The sequence below is a fragment of the Photobacterium lipolyticum genome (assembly GCF_003026475.1).
Taxonomy (GTDB): Bacteria; Pseudomonadota; Gammaproteobacteria; order Enterobacterales; family Vibrionaceae; genus Photobacterium; species Photobacterium lipolyticum.
Genome location: NZ_PYMC01000005.1, coordinates 16,764 through 35,273, shown reverse-complemented (window position 1 = coordinate 35,273; position 18,510 = coordinate 16,764). Strand labels below are relative to the sequence as shown.

Annotated in this window: 19 protein-coding genes; 7 read left to right on the top strand and 12 right to left on the bottom strand. The window is 43.1% G+C overall.

Going from position 1 to position 18,510, the window contains the following annotated elements:
• Positions 1-383: 383 nt before the first annotated feature.
• Complete coding sequence (chrA, locus tag C9I89_RS08850; RefSeq protein ID WP_107282997.1) at positions 384-1,541, top strand: chromate efflux transporter; 1,158 nt, start codon at positions 384-386, stop codon at positions 1,539-1,541.
• Positions 1,542-1,776: 235 nt separating this feature from the next.
• Here the strand turns inward: chrA and C9I89_RS08845 are convergent, their stop codons facing one another.
• The 3 genes from C9I89_RS08845 to rpoS form a co-directional block, all read right to left on the bottom strand.
• Positions 1,777-2,316, bottom strand: coding sequence for a YceB family lipoprotein (locus tag C9I89_RS08845; RefSeq protein ID WP_245905448.1), 540 nt, complete (start codon positions 2,314-2,316; stop codon positions 1,777-1,779).
• 81 nt (positions 2,317-2,397) lie between these two features.
• On the bottom strand, positions 2,398-2,622 hold the full coding sequence (locus C9I89_RS08840; protein WP_107282996.1) for a hypothetical protein: 225 nt from the start codon (positions 2,620-2,622) through the stop codon (positions 2,398-2,400).
• Between the two features lie 281 nt (positions 2,623-2,903).
• The gene (gene rpoS / locus C9I89_RS08835) at positions 2,904-3,779 is read right to left on the bottom strand and encodes an RNA polymerase sigma factor RpoS (protein ID WP_107282995.1); all 876 of its coding nucleotides are present in this window, start codon (positions 3,777-3,779) and stop codon (positions 2,904-2,906) included.
• A gap of 231 nt (positions 3,780-4,010) precedes the next feature.
• Here rpoS and C9I89_RS08830 point away from each other — a divergent pair, with 231 nt between their 5' ends.
• Positions 4,011-4,316 (top strand): hypothetical protein, encoded by a 306-nt coding sequence (locus C9I89_RS08830; RefSeq protein WP_146155060.1) that lies wholly within the window; start codon positions 4,011-4,013, stop codon positions 4,314-4,316.
• A gap of 55 nt (positions 4,317-4,371) precedes the next feature.
• Here the strand turns inward: C9I89_RS08830 and ftsH are convergent, their stop codons facing one another.
• The 3 genes from ftsH to yciH form a co-directional block, all read right to left on the bottom strand.
• A complete protein-coding gene (gene ftsH / locus C9I89_RS08825) occupies positions 4,372-6,243 on the bottom strand; it encodes an ATP-dependent zinc metalloprotease FtsH (protein WP_107282993.1) in 1,872 nt (623 codons plus the stop codon).
• A 629-nt stretch (positions 6,244-6,872) separates the two neighbouring features.
• A complete protein-coding gene (locus tag C9I89_RS08820; protein WP_245905447.1) occupies positions 6,873-7,424 on the bottom strand; it encodes a phage protein in 552 nt (183 codons plus the stop codon).
• A 636-nt stretch (positions 7,425-8,060) separates the two neighbouring features.
• The gene (yciH, locus tag C9I89_RS08815) at positions 8,061-8,384 is read right to left on the bottom strand and encodes a stress response translation initiation inhibitor YciH (protein ID WP_107282992.1); all 324 of its coding nucleotides are present in this window, start codon (positions 8,382-8,384) and stop codon (positions 8,061-8,063) included.
• 120 nt (positions 8,385-8,504) lie between these two features.
• Between yciH and C9I89_RS08810 the strand changes: the two genes are divergently transcribed.
• Together C9I89_RS08810 and C9I89_RS08805 are read left to right on the top strand one after the other, a co-directional pair.
• Positions 8,505-9,116: an HAD family hydrolase gene (locus C9I89_RS08810; protein ID WP_107282991.1), complete on the top strand. Its 612-nt coding sequence runs from the start codon at positions 8,505-8,507 to the stop codon at positions 9,114-9,116.
• A 169-nt stretch (positions 9,117-9,285) separates the two neighbouring features.
• The gene (locus C9I89_RS08805) at positions 9,286-9,798 is read left to right on the top strand and encodes an ATP-dependent zinc protease family protein (protein ID WP_107282990.1); all 513 of its coding nucleotides are present in this window, start codon (positions 9,286-9,288) and stop codon (positions 9,796-9,798) included.
• 97 nt (positions 9,799-9,895) lie between these two features.
• Here the strand turns inward: C9I89_RS08805 and C9I89_RS08800 are convergent, their stop codons facing one another.
• Entirely contained in the window at positions 9,896-10,258 is a 363-nt protein-coding gene (locus C9I89_RS08800) for a DUF3319 domain-containing protein (RefSeq protein WP_107282989.1), read from the bottom strand.
• Between the two features lie 278 nt (positions 10,259-10,536).
• Between C9I89_RS08800 and C9I89_RS08795 the strand changes: the two genes are divergently transcribed.
• On the top strand, positions 10,537-11,508 hold the full coding sequence (locus tag C9I89_RS08795) for a tyrosine-type recombinase/integrase (RefSeq protein ID WP_107282988.1): 972 nt from the start codon (positions 10,537-10,539) through the stop codon (positions 11,506-11,508).
• A 41-nt stretch (positions 11,509-11,549) separates the two neighbouring features.
• Here C9I89_RS08795 and C9I89_RS08790 read toward each other — a convergent pair whose 3' ends face one another.
• The 5 genes from C9I89_RS08790 to C9I89_RS08770 form a co-directional block, all read right to left on the bottom strand.
• Complete coding sequence (locus C9I89_RS08790; protein ID WP_245905446.1) at positions 11,550-12,134, bottom strand: putative adenosine monophosphate-protein transferase Fic; 585 nt, start codon at positions 12,132-12,134, stop codon at positions 11,550-11,552.
• Positions 12,135-12,180: 46 nt separating this feature from the next.
• Entirely contained in the window at positions 12,181-12,375 is a 195-nt protein-coding gene (locus C9I89_RS08785) for a YhfG family protein (RefSeq protein WP_107282986.1), read from the bottom strand.
• Between the two features lie 141 nt (positions 12,376-12,516).
• Complete coding sequence (locus C9I89_RS08780; RefSeq protein ID WP_107282985.1) at positions 12,517-13,509, bottom strand: D-alanine--D-alanine ligase; 993 nt, start codon at positions 13,507-13,509, stop codon at positions 12,517-12,519.
• A gap of 211 nt (positions 13,510-13,720) precedes the next feature.
• Positions 13,721-14,275 carry a sugar O-acetyltransferase gene (locus tag C9I89_RS08775; protein WP_107283163.1) on the bottom strand — a complete coding sequence of 185 codons (555 nt, stop codon included), beginning with the start codon at positions 14,273-14,275 and terminating at the stop codon, positions 13,721-13,723.
• A 75-nt stretch (positions 14,276-14,350) separates the two neighbouring features.
• Positions 14,351-14,944 carry an SPOR domain-containing protein gene (locus tag C9I89_RS08770; RefSeq protein WP_107282984.1) on the bottom strand — a complete coding sequence of 198 codons (594 nt, stop codon included), beginning with the start codon at positions 14,942-14,944 and terminating at the stop codon, positions 14,351-14,353.
• 171 nt (positions 14,945-15,115) lie between these two features.
• Here C9I89_RS08770 and C9I89_RS08765 point away from each other — a divergent pair, with 171 nt between their 5' ends.
• Both C9I89_RS08765 and C9I89_RS08760 read left to right on the top strand, forming a co-directional pair.
• Positions 15,116-15,625: a DUF2301 domain-containing membrane protein gene (locus C9I89_RS08765; RefSeq protein WP_107282983.1), complete on the top strand. Its 510-nt coding sequence runs from the start codon at positions 15,116-15,118 to the stop codon at positions 15,623-15,625.
• Between the two features lie 141 nt (positions 15,626-15,766).
• Positions 15,767-18,469 carry a bifunctional acetate--CoA ligase family protein/GNAT family N-acetyltransferase gene (locus tag C9I89_RS08760; RefSeq protein ID WP_107282982.1) on the top strand — a complete coding sequence of 901 codons (2,703 nt, stop codon included), beginning with the start codon at positions 15,767-15,769 and terminating at the stop codon, positions 18,467-18,469.
• Positions 18,470-18,510 lie beyond the last annotated feature (41 nt).

Genomic DNA, 18,510 nt, shown 5'->3' with positions numbered 1-18,510 from the left:
TACTCGTAACTTTCCGCTGGAATAATTTTAGCAATCAAATGCTCATTTTATAAATGAGCAAATGGTGTTATCACAACTGAAGATCAACTAGAATTAGTGTAATTTTGTTATTTCTCGGTGAAATAGTTATTTATAGTGTGTGCTCACTACCTCTGCAAAATTTAATACTCGATAATAATCAACCAACTACAAACATTGTTTACTTGAATGCACAATGTCTGTTGCTTTTTTCTAATATAATTACAAATATCGCCTAAACAGGATTATATTCGGATCCAATGCTTGATCTTTATTCGAATTATCAAAAACAATAGATAGAATCGAAAGCAACGATTTAATTAATCTGGTATTGGTGGGTACTATACGAATCAAAAGGAGGTAATATGTTTAACGTTTTATGGCATTTCTTTGTTTTAGGTTTGTATAGTTTTGGCGGTCCCGCCGCGCATATTGGCTATTTTCAGAAAGAGTTTGTTGAGAAGCTAAAGTGGCTGAAAGAAGAAGATTTCACTCACGCGGTTGCTTTATGTCAGTTTTTACCTGGACCGGCCAGTAGCCAGCTAGGTATGTATGTGGGCTATAAAAAAGCCGGTTATGCGGGAGCGATGGCTGCTTTTGTGGGATTTACGTTCCCATCGTTTGTTTTACTGACATTCTTTGCTGTGGCGAATCAGAAGTTCAATAATGTCGAATACGTTAATACATTCATTCAAGCAGCGAAACTTCTCGCTGTCGTGGTGGTTGCCGATGCTTTGTGGGGTATGACGAAGAAGCTCATCACCGATAGGCTAACCATTGCTGTGGCATTGCTAACGGCAATATGGATATTTTTGAGTGCCGGTTTAATCGGGCAGATTCTCCCCATTCTTCTGGCCGCTTTGGTTGGTTTTATAATGTCATTTATATCGGATAACTATAGCCATCGCGGGAAAGTGAATGAATCAATTCGGCCAAATGTTCTAGTCTTGATGATATTTACATTTTTTTTACTGGGTATGCCGTTACTAGCATCTGACTCACCGTTAGCGACAATTTTCAATGTATTTTATCAGGCGGGTAGTTTTGTTTTTGGTGGTGGGCATGTGGTATTACCTCTGCTTGAACCAATGCTTGAGGGAATGGTTCAACCAGACACATTCATCACTGCCTACGCATCGGCTCAGTTAGTTCCTGGTCCTATGTTTACTATGGCCAGTTACTTAGGTGCTGCAGCATTAGGAACGGCACCAATTTTGGGCAGTACTATCGCGACCATAGCTGTATTTATGCCAGGAAGCTTATTACTGTTTGCATTCTTACCAGCCTGGAAAGCGCTCTTCAGTCATTCTCGCTTAACCGTGTCAATCAAACTGGTCAATGCCTGTGTGGTCGGCTTGTTGGCAAGTGCATTTGTAAAGCCGGTGATTACAACATCTATTGGTTCGCTGACCGATGTAGCAGCTGTGGTTGTGGGGTATGGGTTAATTAAGTACGGTCGATGCCCGGTTTGGTCGCTAGCTATTCTTTTGTTTGTCTATAAGTTAGTTGTATCTTCTTTATAATTATCTAGCCGCTCGATAATGGAGCGGCTTTACTTTTAGGTTAAGATTACGCTTCTAGTCACGACCTAACGCACTATAACTTTATGTATAAACTACAAAACTAACTCACATTACAATGAAACTATTAAAACAGCATAAATCACTAGATAAAATATCATTTTGCTTAGTACGGTAGAGTGCAAAATCTCGCGCTGTTGCCTAATTCTAGGTGTTGGGCGTTGAGAATAGCTGCTTACTATAAATCAATCACAAGCTCATGATTTTTAATAACCAATTCAGGTTTAGCTGTTTTCAGCAATGACTGTTTTAAGTCGCCTTCATTTAATCGGTAAACTGGTCTTGTTGATAGAATTTGTCCCACAATACCAACGATGGGCGATATTAATTGCTTATTGGCAAAAATACCCAGGTCGTCAGGTGTTACATTCAGTGATTCAACATTTAAATCGTTTAGGAAAATAGCGCCTTCGTCTTGATCGTAGTAGGGGATTGCGCTGAAACTGATATCCACCTCAACCTTTTGCTGAGGTTGACCTGTGATCATCACCTCAGCTTGACTTTTAGCATCTAAACTCACTCTGTCTTCTGCAATACGGCCAATACCAACCTTTATATCATTAAAAATGATATTGGCATGAGCAATCCCCTTTATGCCGAGCGTTCTTTCAAAGCTTGTGCGACTGTCAAGATAATCCTGGATTTCGGTTTCAGTGACGCTGTAACTTGCGCAGCCAGTGATAAGTAGTGCAAGAATAGCGGGGATAATGTACTTCAATGGTCTACCTATCAAGTAGTTAAGATAACGATAAGTATTAGCCTTTATTTATGTAGTTGCCATAATATTTTCAAAAATCGGTCAAAAACAGTATTTAAACTCTAGCTTATAAAGTTTTTCTAACTGGCGTCTATACTTTTCACCTTGTTTCACTGTGTATTTTTGACGCATTTTACGATTGATTTTAATGATTTTTTCTTTCGTCTCGAGACATTTCTGCTTCTTATCGATCTTGGCTTCTATTGGTAATGCCGGGTTAAGTAACAAAATCAGTAAGAGTCCCAGCATTGTTGCTTTATATTTCATTATGTAAGCTCATTCCATCAAGGTATGGGCCATTGATACATGACGTGAATGTTTTGTGGCAAGGAAATATATACCGTGATAATTAATATGCCGAGCCAACGCAGAATAACTGGCAAGAAGCCTCAACAGTTGCCATTGCTGTGAGATCTTGATCAAGTATAAAAACAAGGCTTAGAGCAATATAAATACGATTTCAGGAGGTATTTTAAGGGGGGAGGTTGTTCAGAGCACTAACTAATTTAGTGCTCTCATGTAAAGTGACAGCGTCACAAGTTGTTGAGTTACGCAGTTTCGGCGAACAAAGTCGCTATGTCGTAATTCTCGCGATGCAGGGTGTTTTTAAGTTTCTTCAAAGAACTAACCTGTAGTTGACGAATACGTTCACGAGTTAGACCAACTTCATCGGCAACTTGTTGAAGTGTCTGGGTTTCATAACCCAGTAAGCCAAATCGACGGCAAAGAATCTCGCGATCTCGTTGATTTAAGCTCTCTAGCATTGCCATAGCCAGCTTACGAACATCATGTTGATCGACATGCGTTTCAGGGCCAGTTGAAGAATCATCAGCAATGAAGACTGAAATCGAATGAGAATTAGCGTCATCACCAATCGTTTGATCAATAGACACCACCGGCGCATCATAAGCAAGTACGGAAGTAATATCGTCGACACTACGTTCAAGCTCTTTAGCAACTTCTTCATGACTAGGGTCATGACTGGTATTCTTCATCAGCCGCTTATGCGTTCTGAAAATAGTGTTGATTTCTTTAGAAACGTGCACAGGTAAACGAATAGTACGGGCTTGGTTATGAATGGAGCGTTCAATGGTCTGCTTAATCCACCATGTGGCGTAGGTAGAAAAACGAAAGCCCCTCTCAGGGTCATATTTATCAACAGCTGTTATCAGCCCTATGTTTCCTTCATCAATCAGATCACTAAGTTGCATCCCACTACCGCGGTATTTCTTAGCAATACTCACGACAAGGCGTAAGTTACTCTCGATCATGACCTTTTTAGCCGCCATATCACCAGTAAGGCTTTTGCGGCTATACAAGATCTCTTCTTCTTTCGTCAGAAGGGGCTTATGTGCGATTTCTCTTAAGTACAACTGAATTACATCAGCATCGAAGCTTTGTGTTTCATTTTTAATGATATCCATATCGATCCCCTAACAGCAAATTGTACGGAGGTACTTCTCTTATATTTATTTGCAACACTTAGAAACACTAACATACACTAAGGGTATATTCTACATGTTGAGTATGTAGGTGTATCAAATTGGAATAAAACTTTGGTATATGATTAATGCTAGGGGTGAAAGTACTGGCATCACTTCAACTGAGCGGTGAAATTGGAATAAATGATGTGGTTAATAAACTATAGTGTACTAATGGCAATAATTATCGAATTATCAATACCTTTGTCTTATGCCTCGGAACAAGAGCAATCATTACTGTGTACGGTGGATAATTCCGACAATGCCTTCCTTTATTACCCAGAACATCTGATTTTTGCGACACCTCACTATCTTATTTTCCAGAATGACGAGGGCCAGGTAATCACTCATGTTGATATAAGTACGCAGATTTTTGTTCGTGTTAAACATACGACAAATCCATTTAAAGAAAAGCCACAAATGTTGCTAGGATATTGCGAGAAGGTGAGGGAAGCTCTGTCGACTTGGTTACTCGATTAGCTTGATGAAAGCGTTTAAGCTCACGCGAGGTGACAGTGTCACTTGTGTGCTTGCTTCATTTTTTGGTGCCAAGACAAAGCTTAATCTGTTCCCCGTTCAGGGTTTCATGTTCCTCGAGTTCATTAATCAGCTTATCTAGCTGTTTTCTGTGACTTACAATTAAATCCATAGCCTGTTTTTCGGCATTGCCTAGAAGTTCTTTTACCGCCTTATCAACTGACTGCGCTGAATTTTCGGAAAAGTGACGTGGCTGGGCTATTTCTTTGCCCAGAAACGGATGCTCCTCACTATTGCGGAGATCCACTGGACCAATTTCCTTCGACATACCCCAGCGCGAAACCATGGCACGAGCCAGTGCCGTAGCCTGGGCAATGTCATCATCGGCTCCGGAACTGACGCAGCCTAAAAGTTCCCTTTCGGCACTTCGTCCCCCCAGCATCACAACTAATCGTCCTCTCAAATAATCTTCTGGTAGCGTGTATCGCTCGTGATCGGGCAATTGATGAGTTACACCTAACGCCCGGCCACGTGGAATGATGCTCACTTTATAAACAGGATCTGCATGGGGAAGAAAATAGGCAACCAGCGCGTGACCGGATTCATGCACTGCCAGACGATGTCGCTCTTCGGGCTGAATAGCCAGACGGCGTACCGTTCCCAGCATCAGCTTGTCCCGTGCTTCATCAAAATGAGTCATGCTTACTTTAGTTGCCTTACCACGGGCAGCCAACATAGCCGCTTCATTAACCAGATTTTTAATATCGGCACCTGAGAAACCGGGTGTTCCGGATGAGATCTGCTCAAAAACAACGTCGTCACCCAGAGGAACTTTGTGAGTATGAACCTTCAGAATGGCAATACGATCATTGCGGTCAGGTAATTCCAGCACCACATGACGATCGAAGCGGCCTGGACGTAAAATAGCCGGATCCAGTACATCTGGTCGATTGGTTGCACCCAGTACAATGATGGCTTCGTGGCCGCTAAAGCCATCCATTTCAGCGAGAATCTGGTTAAGTGTTTGTTCGCGCTCGTCATGGCCGCCACCGAGCCCCGTTCCCCGGGTACGGCCAATACTATCCAGCTCGTCAATAAAGATAATCGCCGGTGAGTTTTCCTTGGCTTCCTCAAACAGGTGGCGTACTCGAGAGGCACCAACACCCACGTAAACCTCGATGAATTCAGAGCCTGAAATGGAATAGAATTTGACACCGGCTTCTCCGGCCAAAGCCCTGGCCATAAGAGTTTTTCCTGTGCCAGGTGGCCCCATAAGCAACACTCCTCGTGGTACTTCGGCGCCAAGCTGACGATATTGAGTGGGATGTTTGAGGAATTCAACTAGTTCGGCGACTTCCCGTTTTGCTGTATCCTGGCCTGCCACATCATCAAAAGTGATATCGGGAATTTCAGCAGCCTTAGTTGAGCCGCGCAGAAATTTACCCAAATCGCCTTTGCCGCCCAGCCCGCCTGAAATATTGCGCTGTACCCGATTAAGAATCCAGAACCAGAAAGCAATAATTAGTATCCATGGCAACATACTAAGCAGTATTGGCCACAAGACCCCATCAGTATCTGGAGGAAGTACTTTTAATTCAACATGCTGTGCTTCAATAGCGGGTAAAAGAGTTTCGTCGCCAATATCGGGAATGCGTGTTTTGAAATACCTGCTCAACTCTTTCTGCGGACCAATGTTCGCGGCTTCCAGCAAAGTACCTTCCGCTTCATTGCCCTTTAATGTGACTGACACCAGCCCACTGTTATTCAAAAGTTCCTTGAATTCGCTATAGGGTATGTCATAGGCAGGCTCTGTAACCGGCCTTTGTGTCAGCGACAGATAAAGCGTGACCATCAATCCAACAATGATCAATGCATTGATGATCCAATTATTTGGGATAGGTTGTTTTTGCGGATGTTGAGATTCTGGCATTAGTCCTCCTGCGGTGCAATTTCAACTACCCTCAGTTGATATCAATTGTCGAGTTCGAACTAGATGGCTAAATTCACCGTACCATTACAATCTATAATAGTGCAGGACTGAAAAGGCGCATCAATTCATAGTGATCCTAAGGGCTTTCTCTCTGCGCTCGGTACGAGCATAGCCTGAAAGCTGATATTGTTGTGTGGATTAAGAAAATGCTGGCATCGCATGACAGCGGATTTCTAAGTCGGAAAAATATCTGTTCACGGCAATTCTTGTAGGTTATTGATTCTTAATACTAGAAGCCATAGTATGGCTTAAGTGAAAGATTTGATCGTTTAGCGTAAGAATAATTTGCTAAAAATGGTTTTGGGTCTGTCCAAGGAGTATTGAGTGTTTGAGCCTAAAATCGTATTTAGCCCTTGCCCAGAATGCGGCCAAGATGAAGACTTTTTCGTTGATGAAGAATGGGAAACTGTCACATGTATATGTGGGGCAATTATTACCGAGCCCGTTTACCACTGAGTTATTGTGAACCAAATCAAATAGTAGAAAGCCCGTAAACCTATAGGTTAACGGGCTTTTTTTGTTTGCCTTAAAACCGAATCGCCTGCTTTGCTAATGCCTCTTTACCACGTTTATGTAACCACAGAGAGCAATAAGCATGAAAACGAAAGGCTATGTGTGCAGGATTGCTTACAGTTAATGTGGCAATGGGTGAAATGGCGCTCAAGTAGGCGGCGCAATGCTGGCAGTAGCGGCCATGCTGATTGGCCTGTGGGATACCTTCCGAATAGAGAAGAAATAAGGAGGTGAAATGGATGTTTACCAAACTGTGCTCTTAATGGAGCCATTCTTTCCTCATAAAGGCTAGGGAAGTCGCTTGGCTTTCTTTTCGCTTTGGTGACCACGTCACTTTGTATTTCTTTGACCCGGCGGCCACCACGAAACGGCAACGGCGTCACCACATTAGAGCGCACTGGCACATAGTCCAGCTCGTACATCCGTTTTAACGCATGATACTCATCAAACCGCAACGCCCACGAATCTAATTCCTTGAGGCTGAATCGTCGGCCTTCGGGCGTGACAATCACACAATCATATTCATCAATCTGAAAGCCTTGCCAGCGGGTATCATCCGGCAGATAGCCACGGGAACGAGTCGAAACTGCGCCAGAACAATTGGACAAACGATTGATGCAGTATGATATACCTCGCAAAATTTATCGTTTTTTTAACGTTCTTTTCGATGGATACACCCGGAGTTTATTGGTTAAAGCGATTAACAACACGGTTTAAGACACCATGGCGCAATCACGGGATAACTCAGGCTTTCATCTGGCTGCCAACGTAGCGGGTTTCGTAACGGATAAAAACCACCAAAAACTATTTTAAATAACTGTTTACAAAGGATTTAATAAGCTTATCCGCAAAGGTTCCCGGGCTGACTCATCAATTGTTAAACCCCAACCCTCAGTTCGCATTATATACCTTATGTTAAATGTGTCGGGTTTTGCTTTAAGTTCATGAAGAGACAAAAATCAACCACTTAACTCTCCGCAATACTCTTTCCAAAATTATGTGATGGGTCTACGATAACTTCACACGTTAGCGTTTTGGGTTTTTTGTTAGGTTCAGGAAATGCTGCCTATTTAACAGTATTCTTGATTTACCATAAAATAGGTAATAAACACTTTCTTTTTAGTCCTGCTGCAAATGGTCAGTTTGCCTGGTTCTACAAAGTCTGTGTTTATTTTTGTACTGCGATTTTGGTTTAAGACTAATGCCAAGAAAAGAGCCTGAAGAACCTTCAGGCTTTAAAGTGATTATCCCCCCGCAAGTTTTACGGTGTGACCTTTTTTTTCTAATGCTGCTTTGATGACATCGCGTTTATCGCCCTGGATTTCGATCGTTCCATCTTTGACGGAACCGCCGCAACCGCAGACTTTTTTCAGCTCGGCAGCCACAAGTTTAAGTTGGGCATCTTCCATATCCAGACCTGTGACAATGCAAACACCTTTGCCTTTACGGCCTTTGGTTTGGCGCTGAATACGAACAATGCCATCACCAGTTTGACGTTGTGGTGCGGCTTTCTCTTCTTTGATTCGGCCAGTTTCTGTTGAAAATACTAAGCGGCGGTTATCATTCATCTTGTAACAATCTCGTGATTTTTTATGATTTGTGAGTCTGGTAACTAAGATTACTCATGTACCTTGCGCATTACCAGTTAAGGAATATTATCAATAAAAGCTAGTTGAACGGAAACGCTTATGATCTGTAACGTCATTTTTGATTTTGGAGCTGTGCTTTTTCAATGGAATCCTAGCAAAATTGTTCAAACGTTTACGGATTCAAAGTACGAGCAACAGCTGCTACTGAATGAAGTTCTTCAACACCCTGATTGGTCATCTCTCGATCGGGGCACAATGTTGATGGCTGAGGTCATCCCTAAATTTGCCGCCAGAACAGGTTTCCCTGAATCTAGGATGGAAGACTTTTTTGAGCATATTCTGAATAGTTTGGTTAAAATCAGCTGCACACAAACGCTTTTCTATCAAATATTAGACCACCACTACTCTATTTACTATCTCACCAACATGAGCAGTGCATTTTTTGAAACCCTTAACGAACGCCATAGCTTTCTATCACTGTGTAAAGGTGGCCTGGTATCCGGTAAAGAACTGATAGTAAAACCAGAACCTGAAATATTCGAATTGCTACTTGAGCGATACAACTTACAAGCTGATGAATCCCTCTTCATTGATGACAACGAAGATAACATTAAGTCAGCACGCAGTTTAGGATTTCACACGGTACGTTTTGAGCAATCTGATGAATGTTTAGAACACATTTATGATTTGTTAGATCTTATACCCAAGTAACCTCAAAATTCTCGCGGAAACGAGCATCTTGAGGTTACTTGGGTATAAATTAAGATTATTTTAGCTTAATTAAGTGAGATCTCTTGGGAGTTCTTGTATGGTGAACAATCTCTTGAATTTATTGTCTACTATTCATATTAAGACGAACAGCTAACTTATCGGAGACTATGTGAATAAAATTCTACTATCAGCGGTGATTTTTCTTTCAGCCACATCCAGTTTTGTCACGGCAAGCACTAAAATTCAAGATCACAAATCCATTGTTGGCCAGGTTGAAACGATCAAGGTTCATGAGCTCGGTATGGACTACAAAGCACGCATAGATACCGGCGCTGCCACAACATCTCTCCATGCTGTTGATATTGAAGTTACTGGCGAAGATAGTGATAGCGATGATATGCGTGATCACTTAGGCGAAACAGTTGAGTTTACTTCTATTAATGAAAATGGTGAAAAAACCAGGTTCAAGGGACGAATCATTAAAGTAAGTAAGATCCGTAATGCTCAGGGTGTAGAACGTCGATATGCGGTTAAAATGGATCTCGGTTGGAATGGTGAGCATAAGAGGGTCTCGGTCAACCTGAGAGATCGTGGTAAGTTGGAGTATAAATTACTGATAGGTCGTAACTGGCTTGAAGGTAGCTATTTAGTTGACGTAGAAAAGGCAGACGAAGACGATTAATCAATCCCCTCTTCTTCTTTTTTAGACCTTAAACAAAATGCCCTATTGGGCATTTTGTATGTATACCTAACCACCTCAAGATGCGGTTTTAGACGATTCATTTATTATTTAGCTTTTCGATCACCTTATCAAGGTGCCTTTTAATGGCGACGGGGGAACCTTTCAGAAGTTGCCCTCTTAGAATAACGTACCATTCATTTGGCTTGCCGCTGTCATTCATGAGTTTGAAGCCTTTGTAGTCTTCAAAGTTCGATGCAGCTTGCTGGTTTTGGCTAGATCCCGCACGAGCAAAACTTTCCGGTGGCAAGAATGTTTTCATATCACACCACCAATCGACGCTTTTCTTTAGTAACGTCAAATGACCAGAGATGGTATTACCATTGATGATTGTTTTCCATCCATCGGCTTCACCAGATGTGTTTTCAATGTTGTAACTGCGGTGGAACAGTCTCTTTTTCATACCTGTCCCTTCGTTATACGATTCCCAAAGCTAGCCAAGCTGCTGTTACTATTTGTAAACATAATTAAGCTCTTACAGTGTTGATGACGATTGTTTTCTTATATTGAAGCAATTATCAATTAATATTATTGAAGCATTAACGATTGGTTCTGTATAGATCTCTCCATGCTATAAAGCGGATAAATTTTGTTTTTGTGCTATTAACTTATTTTTTTTGATGGTTGTATATGGTTAGTGGTTTATAATAATAAAGTTATAGTGCATTAGGTGGTGTGAAAATGGCTAAAAATATTCCTGTTATTGAGAACAATGAGCAACGAAAAAGCAGCCAGTCTGCTTTTTCACAAGTTATGGACAGCATCGAATTATGGCAATCTTTAACTCATCGCCACTACGCTAAAAACACCTTAGTGGCCTTTAAAAATGACTGGAACAACTTTGTGGCCTATTGCCTGGCGAATAAGGCGTCGGCCCTGCCAGCTTCTGTTCACACTGTGCATAATTTCATTGATATGATGTCTAAGACGCGCAAACTTGCCAGCCTGAAACGTTACATTGTCACCATAGGACTGGTGCATCGTTGCCATGCTCTGCCCGACCCTTGCTCGCACACTGAGGTAAAGCTCGCCATGCGTAAACAACGTTTAGAGAAGCACGATGATTACCGCCATGCCAAAGGCTTCCGAGATGACCATCTTCAGCAGTTAATCGCGCTCCTTGACTTTTCGCCTAAAGTCAAAGACATCCGCGATGTCGCAATCTGGGCTGTTGCTTTTGAGGCCATGTTAAAACGCAGTGAACTTGCAGATCTAACGGTAGATAAACTGGAAGTCGAGAGCAGTGGGCTTATCAATATCATTATCGGCGATCGCATTATTTCTCTTAGCGACGTTGCGTCGAAAGCCCTGCAACGATGGTTAGTAGTAAGTATTATTGATTCAGGTTTTGTGTTCCGACGTATCGATCGCCACAGTAATATTGGTGATAAGCCGTTAGACCATTCTTCTATCTATCGCGTGTTCCGCCGCGCTAGTGAAGAGCTGGGATTACCTGCTAATGTTATTTTCTCCGGTCAGTCACCACGGGTGGGTGCGGTTAAAGATCTGGCTGATTCGGGTTTATCCATTAGTGAGATACAAACTCAGGGACGTTGGAAAAGCCCAGCAATGCCTGCACAATATGTAGGAAATACGGAGAAACGCGATAAGGAAATAGCAAAGTTTGTTAAAGAAAAACCTTGGGAGCATTAAAGGTATGAGTATCCCCAATGACTACAGCAGGTCTTATATCACTATATTGAACTTGGACTGTCATTCCAGTGCTCACGATAGCCATGATGGACGTCGATGTGAACGGTAATACGCTCAAACAGCTTCTCTAATAGGCTTAAATCGCCAAAATAGCCTGCCTGGTTGGCATCGACCCATTCTTTAAGATTGATCCCTTCCCAACAGATTTCGTACCCCGCGTTAATGGCAAGTATTTCAAAGAAGATACGCTGTACACGGCCATTGCCTTCTCTGAACGGATGGATAACATTCAGCTCGCAATAGTAGTGGGCTATTTGTTTGATAAATCGATCAAAAGGAAGGTCGCAAAGGTAGTTGTCTCGTGCAAGTGCTGCAAACAGACGTTCAGCTTCTCGTTCAATGTTATGGACATGGCAGAAACGTGTTCGGCCTTTGGTGATATCGACTTGCCTTATCTGACCAGCCCACCGATATAAATCTTGAAATAAGATATGGTGAATTTTTTTCAGGTATTGAAGGTTGAATTGATCAAATTCAGGCTCAAAGTGCTCAGCTCGCACCTTGGTAAAGTCTCGCTCGGCAAGGGCAAGTTCATCGTCATCAAAGATCGATAATTTATTAACCAAAACGGAACTACCTGGGTAGCAATCTGGGTCTTGGCTTACTCCGTACTTATCTCGCATAGCGTTGTTTTAAGTTGGCAATTAGTTCGGCTTCACTCAAAGTTTCTGGGGTTACGCCATTTTTTCCGTTCTCAAACTTGAGCTTTGTTGGCTCAATATCGAACCCTTCTAATTGAAGACTTGCCCGGTAATTACGAGCTTGCAAACATTTAAAATGTTCACGTTTTTGCTTCTTCGTTAGCATAGGGCTCCTTGCTGAACATCTATAACGAGTATTACAGGTATCATTAAAAACGCCAGTAAAGCATCATTCTGCAAAATCAGAGAAACTAACTGGCGATAGAGTCAAGCGCTGCAAATTCTACGCTATCTAACTGACGACGAGTTACTTCACTGCTGATTTAATGGCGCTTTCAATGAAGGCTGAAAATTTATGACCATGATTTTCCAGCATTTTAGGAAACATGGATATCGGCGTCATTCCCGGGAAGGTATTGATTTCGTTAAGAAAGATTTCACCGCCTTCACTTAGGAAAAAATCAATCCGTGATAAGTCTTTCAATTTCATTTGAATGAATGCCTTACGTGCAAAACCTCGGATCTGTTCGACTTGTTCGTCAGTCAAATTTTGCGCTTCAACCGTTGTAACGGAATGACTGTCTGCGCTGTATTTTTCTTCGTAGCTGTAGAATTTATCATCCGGGCATGACACTTCACCTGGTTTGGTGATCACGATTTCATTACCATACTGATAAGCCGCAATTTCCAGTTCACGCGGTTTAATTGCTTTTTCAATCAATACCTGATTTGAATATGTGAAGGCTTTGTTGACTGCTTCAGCTAATTCATCCTTTTTAGTGACACTGTAACAACCAACAGATGAGCCCTGACAAGCCGCTTTAACAAACACCTTACCCCAGTCATCAAACGCAGAGTCCGCTATTTGATGTGCGGCTTCATCGTTCTCGCTTAAGAATACGTAGGGGGTATTCGGAATGTTCAGAGCATCAAACCATAACTTGGTGGTAATTTTATTGAAGCAATTGGTACTGGCCTCTGCGCCACACCCCAGATAAGGCAATCCCGCCATGTCTAAGAACGATTGCAAATCCCCTGTTTCACCAGGATAACCGTGAACACAAGGGATCACATAGTTAACGGATATTTTTTCATCTCCGACCTGTAAAGAGCGATCCAGGTTAAGCTGACAAGGCGTATTATTCGTATCAAACCAACCATCTTCTTTCATCTCAACACGAGTGTAGGTGATGTCTTCAATACACTTGAGTTGCTCTTCAATATAGTTCGCCGAGACGAGAGAGACTTCGTGTTCGGCACTACCACCGCCACACAGTAATAAAACATGGATCGAGCTCATGATCATCCTTTGTAGTACATAGCCGGCTATTCGAGTTAGCCAATATCATTGTTATCACTGCTTTGGCGTAAGCTGATATGGTTATAAAGAGACACGCCAAAGCTATAAATCGACTTCCATAGTAATAAAAAATAGAGAATTATTGCACCTTTCATGAATGGTAATAGTTAAATATATCCAAAGTAAGTCTTATGGCGGTTAAGGCGGCTAATTATTGAGCACTTACCAGCGTTTTTATGACTTTGGCAGGTACCCCCCCAACCATTACGCCTGTCGGAACATCTTTAGTCACCACACTACCCGCTGCCACTACCGAACGGGCTCCGATAGTCACACCCTGACAAATCGAAACATTGCCTCCAATCCAGGCATCGTCCTCAACGGTAATGGGCTTGCACCAGGTTTGCCACTTTCTGCGTGAATGGTGATCCAAAGAATGGGTCGGAGTATAGAACTGTACACTAGGGCCAATCAGTACATTATTGCCGATACGAATATCTGCACCATCGAGCATGATCACACCAGCATTGATGAAGGTATGATCACCAATATGCACAGTTTGACCAAACTCACAGCTGAAAGGTACACGGACAACCGACTCCTTACCAAAAGAGCCGAACAGTTGCCTGAAGAGTTCAGAGTGTTGAGCTGAGCCGGAGGATTGGATTTTCAGCAAAGTGAGTTCTGCTTGCTGTCGTAGCGCGCTTATTTCCGGATCGCCGCCATCGAACAACTCGCCAGAACGCATTTTTTCTAATTCAGTCATCATTGTTAGCCTGCTTAAATAGCACCATCAGAAAAAGAGCGCATATAAGCTCTCTTTTTCTTAGGTTGTTCATGCCTAGTTTAACTTTGTTAATTTTGGAGTAGAAGACGCTTTAATTTCATCCAGGCTACGAATAAACGGACCATAAGCTTTCACATCTTGCGGTAAGGCATTTAATGCTCTTTTCGCCTCTGCGCGTGTTTCATACTGACCAAATAACAAGGTATACCAAGGCAGACCTTCAAGCTTTTTCTTATTCATCCATACCGGTTGATTGGAAGGCAGCTTATTCAGATAGGTTGAAAAACTCTGATTATGACTAAGTGCTAGCACTTGAATGGTATAGCCGTGATTTGCAATGCTTGAATACTTATAATCCGGCTTGGTTTGCGTCGGTTTTGCTTGTTTTTGAGGTGGCGTCACTTTTGTTGACTGCAGCTCTTTCGATGAATCAACCCTAACCACCTTTTGGACGGGAGCTTTAGCGACTTCCTCTTTTAGGACAACAGACTCTTTCTCAACCTTGGCATCACGCATTTGCGCTATCTCAGTTATCTGCTCTGTAGTATAAACCTCTTCCGACGATGAACTGATGATTTGTGTTGTTTCATTATCTGATGCGCAACCGGCTAATGCCGTTACGACGACTAAAACGGCGATTTTTTTCATTATTACTCTGCCAAAACAATTTCTGTTTTCATTTTGCCGCTGGATGGAGTCCCAATCAACCCTAACGTGACGTTAGATCAATAACTATCAGCCACATGTCACATGAATCCGATTCTCTTTCGAAATTATGGACAGTACAATACCGTGTTTTTGACAATATTGGAGTAAACAATGGCCGATCCCCACATTCAGAGCGATTTGGACGGGTTAGATAAACTGACCGTTTTGCTTTATCGCTGTGCGCTGACCCTTTCGGCAGCAGCTATGTCTATCGTTGCCTGGGAAGCTGAGTTTGCCACATCTGCACTGATTATTGCCGCATTAATCGCGTCCAGTACCGTTCATGTTTATGACAAACGCTTTCGCTGGCTTATTCAGGGAAGCGGACTATTCGCAGCGATTTGGTTGTTAACCGGGCTATGGCAACCTTTGGCATTAGGGGCTGCTTTATTTACCTTTAGCGCACTGGCGATTAAAGAATATTTTTGCTTTCAGTTAAAGGCGCTGTTAATGACACCCGTAGCCCTTGCAGGCTTTTGGTTTTGCCTGGTCTTTAATCAACCTCAAATCAGCATGGTGTTCAGTATGTCTGGTGCCATATTATTAGCTGTTGCAGCATTCTCTAAATGGCGCATGCCACTTCATTACGATATCGGTGACAAAACCCGCTATCAGATCTAATACACCGACAAAGAGGCAACAAGTCGCTCAAACTCAAGCGCTTATTTAAAAGAGCTTGGGTTTGATCACAGCCCCCACACTTTAGCCGGAAACTCTCCCGCGGTTTAGCTAATATAAAAGAAAATTATTCGGGATGAAAACATGGGTGGATTGGATAAACTCCTAAAGCCGAAATCCATTACGGTAATTGGCGCATCAGATAACCCTAATCGCGCCGGAAATATAGTGATCCGTAATTTGCTGTCAGGCAGCTTTCACGGTCCTATTATGCCTGTCACCCCAAAATATGACGCCGTTGCTGGCGTACTTGCCTACCCTACAATTGACAGCCTGCCCCGAATTCCAGATTTAGCCATTGTTTGTACCAACGCTCACCGAAATGTCGATATTATCGATCAGCTTGGTAAAAAAGGCGTTAAAGTTGCTATCGTGCTGGCTGCGGGTATGAATATGCCTATTAACAGTGACGGGCAAACAGAAGAAGCTTGCATGTGCCAAGTTGCCACAAAACATGGTATGCGCATCGTCGGCCCAAACAGTATAGGACTAATTCTGCCGTGGCTGAACCTCAATGCCTCTTTCTCTCCTATTGCCGCAAATAAAGGCAATATTGCTTTTATTTCTCAGTCAGCCGCAGTGTGTACCACCATTCTGGATTGGGCGAAAAACAAAAGTATCGGTTTCTCGACGTTTCTCTCAATCGGTGATGCCTGCGACATCAACTTTGCAGAGCTTCTCGATTACCTGTGCCGCGACAGCAAAACGGATGCTATCTTGCTCTATGTGGATTCAATCAAAGATGCCCGCCGCTTTATGTCTGCGGCCCGAGCCGCTGCGCGTAATCGCCGGATATTGGTACTGAAAAGTGGCCGCACTCGAGCTGGTAGCGCAGCAGCACAGTTGCACACTGGAGGTGAAGTCGGGCTGGATGCTGTGTATGACGCCGCCATTCGGCGCTCTGGTATGCTACGAGTCAACAATACCCATGAGTTGTTTACAGCCGTTGAAACATTAGCCCATTCCGTTCCCCTGCGCGGGGAACGATTAGCCATTCTTACTAATGGTGGTGGCCCGGCGATTATGGCCGTTGATGCCTTATCTGACCGCGGTGGTAAATTAGCGGCGTTGAGCCCTGAAACGATGGCGAAACTCTCTGGTGTATTGCCGGCATGCTGGTCACATGCGAACCCTATCGATATTATCGGCGATGCCGATATTACCCGTTATGTAAAAGCGATTGAGATCCTTCTCGATAGCGATGATTTTGATGCTCTACTGATCATACACTCACCGTCAGCCATTGCCCCGGGTAGCGAAACCGCCAAATGCTTGGTGAGTGTGCTTCAATCTCATCCCCGAACTAAACGTTTTAACATTTTGAGTAACTGGACCGGCGAGAATGAAGCGATTATATCGCGCAATATTTTTACCGCCGCGGGCTTTCCCGCTTATCGAACACCTGAAAGTGCCATTTCTGCATTCATGCACCTGGTTGATTATCGGCAAAACCAAAAGCAGCTGATGGAAACACCCGTTTCATTTGGTGAAACCCCCAGTAACCCTCGCCATGTTCATGATGTATTGAATCATATGATTTCTCAGGGCATATCTCATTTGGAAACACATGAAGTGCGTCCTGTACTGGAAAGCTACGGCTTTAAAACGCTGCCAACCTGGATAGCTTCTGATTCTTCAGAAGCCGTCCACATTGCTGAACAAATTGGCTATCCGGTTGCAGTCAAACTCCGTTCGCCCGATATTCGCCACAAGTCGGAAATACACGGTGTGTTGCTACATTTACGTAATGCTTCAGAAGTCGCTAACGGCGCTCAGGCTATTTTAGACCGAGTAGCACTGAACTATCCGAGTGCGCGTATTGACGGTTTACTGGTACAACGAATGGCGAATCGTGCCGGTGCCCAGGAACTGCGAATTTCAGTTCACAACGACCCGGTCTTCGGGCCGGTTATTCTGATTGGTGATGACGCCGCAGACTGGGATATACACAAAGATGCAGCCGTTGCTATTCCACCATTAAACATGGCACTGGCGCGCTATCTGGTTATTAATGCCATTAAAACGGGGAAAGTTAAACACCGCAATCTGCCTGAGCGTCTCGACATTCCCGCCCTGTGTCAGTTGCTGGTGAAAATTTCTCAACTAATCATCGATTGCCCTGAAATTGTTGATTTTGATATTCACCCGCTACTGGCTGCAGGCGATGATATGACAGTCATTGATGCCTCGATGACGATTCACCATTTTAAAGGTGATAAACAGGCTCGATTAGCTATTCGACCCTACCCCAAAGAACATGAAGAGCAATTCACTTTAAAAGATGGCCGAGCCATTTTGCTGCGCCCGATTCTTCCGGAAGATGAGCCGATGCATAAAGCTTTTATCTCTGCAGTATCGGTGGATGATCTGTATAAACGCTTCTTCTCTGATATGGGCGAATTTAACCATGAAGCCATGGCAAACTTGACCCAAATTGATTACGACCGTGAAATGGCCTTTGTCGCCATCAGCGAAATAACCAATGTAAATGGTGAAAAAGAAGAGGTTATTTTAGGGGTGACTCGCGCATTATCCGACCCCGACAACCAAGAAGCCGAGTTTGCTATTTTAGTCAGATCTGACTTAAAGGGTATCGGGTTAGGCCGGATATTAATGGAGAAAATCATTCGGTACTGCACGCAGCGTGGTATGGCTCGTATAACCGGAATGACCATGCCTTCCAACCACGGGATGATTATGCTGGCGCAGAAAGTTGGCTTTAAAATCGATATTCAGATGGAAGATGGCATTGTTGAGATGTTGCTTCCTCTCAATACTGGTGAGTAAATCTAATAAAAAGAGAACAGGCGCTCATTACTGGCAGAGCG